The sequence below is a fragment of the Pseudomonas sp. P20 genome (assembly GCF_016463925.1).
Classification (GTDB): domain Bacteria; phylum Pseudomonadota; class Gammaproteobacteria; order Pseudomonadales; family Pseudomonadaceae; genus Pseudomonas; species Pseudomonas aeruginosa.
The window spans coordinates 1-1,813 of the sequence record NZ_JAEMVM010000052.1 but is presented as its reverse complement, the minus strand read 5'-3'; the positions used below and the strand labels follow the sequence as shown (position 1 = coordinate 1,813).

General features: G+C 54.7%; 2 protein-coding genes and 2 pseudogenes. All 4 read right to left on the bottom strand.

The window, feature by feature from the left end:
• A pseudogene (locus tag JHD77_RS30485) lies at positions 1 to 562 on the bottom strand (hypothetical protein); the annotation flags it as partial.
• A gap of 241 nt (positions 563 to 803) precedes the next feature.
• On the bottom strand, positions 804 to 1,157 hold the full coding sequence (locus JHD77_RS32530; RefSeq protein WP_223677471.1) for a hypothetical protein: 354 nt from the start codon (positions 1,155 to 1,157) through the stop codon (positions 804 to 806).
• Positions 1,158 to 1,170: 13 nt separating this feature from the next.
• Positions 1,171 to 1,524: an EndoU domain-containing protein gene (locus JHD77_RS30475; protein WP_071534145.1), complete on the bottom strand. Its 354-nt coding sequence runs from the start codon at positions 1,522 to 1,524 to the stop codon at positions 1,171 to 1,173.
• 51 nt (positions 1,525 to 1,575) lie between these two features.
• A pseudogene (locus JHD77_RS30470) lies at positions 1,576 to 1,813 on the bottom strand (transposase); the annotation flags it as partial.

The window sequence follows — 1,813 nt, the reverse complement described above, 5'->3', positions numbered from 1 at the left end:
CGCCGCGGCTCTGCAGCACCCCGCCGAGGTTGGCGATGTCGCGTCCGGCCTGGACGTTCAGGCTGTTCGCCGCCTCCACCCGCGCGGCGCTGTCGGCGAAGCTGCGCTCCCAGGTGCGGCCGTCGAGCGCGCTGTCGTAGCGGGTCACGCTGCGTTCGTTGATCACGTCGCCGGTCAGCGCGGTGAGGCTCACGTCGCGCCCGGCGATGACCCCGCCCTGGCGGTTGCGGATCGAGTCGCCGGCGAGCAGGTCGAGGCGCTTGCCGGCCTCGATCAGGCCGCTGTTGTCGAGGTTGTCGGCTGTCGCGCTGAGGTCGTTCCGCGCGCGCAGGGTGCCGACGTTATGCAGGTCGCCGCCGCTCACCAGCTTCACGTCGCGGCCCTGGATCAGCGCACCGTTGGGTGCCAGCCGACCCTCCGCCTGGGCCAGGTAGACCACCGGCGCGAGGACCTTCTCGCCGTTCACCTCGACCTCTTCCAACCACACGATGTCGTGGGTCAGCGCCGCCATCTGCTCCGCGCTCAGGCCCACACCCAGTTGCAGGTGCAGTTGGTCCTTGTGGGGCGAGTCGGAAACAGGCAACGCATGCGTTGCCCCGGCGAGCGACCCGCCAGGGATAACGGGGCCGGGGGTTCAGGACTCTGCGGATGTGGCGACAGTGAGGTCTTGCACGGTGCTCTTCTTCTAAATCGAAAATGTAAATTGTTAAAGAGCAAGGAATTACTGAACGGGGAAAACCTACCTGCCTTTTAGCTTTAGAGTAGCAAAAATAAATCTGTCTCCTTCATCTCATTACAGAGACTCAATCGGCTTGAATAAATCTCTTCCAACCTAATAAGGCTCTCTCAAAATCATCAAGCGCAATAGCGGCGGAGCAATCCTCATCATACAAGGAGTATATTCTTGCCATTCCATTTCTCAACTCAACACCCCAGCTATCACGACTCCAGTCAGAACATTCAATAGCACCACGCCTTATCTGATTGACCCTAGACAAGCCTTCATCTAACCAAGCTATGGAGCTTTCATATTTCTGCCCCCCATGATCGACAAATAAACATGCTAATAGGTCTATGCCATCATCACTTAAAACATCAGATTGGCAGCTAGGCTCTTTATTCTCACCTTCCCCAGTCCAAAAATATCTAATCTTCATTTAACCCTTTCACCTATAATTTCGGATAAACCGTAGTCTTAGGACTAAGATAACCTTCGACCCTTACGCCACTTGGCGTAGTTCCATTCCACTTATTTCCTGTGACTGTCCTATTTTGGAAAGCAGCATCAACCTCTACCTTTATCCTATCTGCAGTCCAAGATTTTGGAAACATCGTAGATACTCCGCCATTGTTTGTCTTTGGCAAGTAACTTCCCGGATTTGCTGGGTCTGCCACTTCAATTTTAGCGCTATACACACCTTGAGCGTTCGGCACCGACTCGGTTCCAGGAATAACGCGTACATCTCCCGTAACAGTTGAGTGCCCGCCCACCACATTTCCGTTTGGTTTTACTTCCGCTCGAATAATGTGGCCATCAAAGTCAATCGTGAAAAAAAGGGGACAGATTTATTTTCCCTACTCTAATCTCGGCCGCCCTTGCCCATGCCGCTCTATTCTCACCCCGGCTACCCGTTCGATCTCGTCCACGAACCGTTGATTTCCCGTCAGTTGTCCACGCTGAACCGCCTCGCGAATTAGCCTCAATTCCTCGGCCGGTATCGCCTCTTTCACGAACGTTACGTATCGCCGATATCGCTCTTCGGCCGTCTGACCTAGCTCAATGAAGCAGGGATCCATATCCAACCAGTTTGGC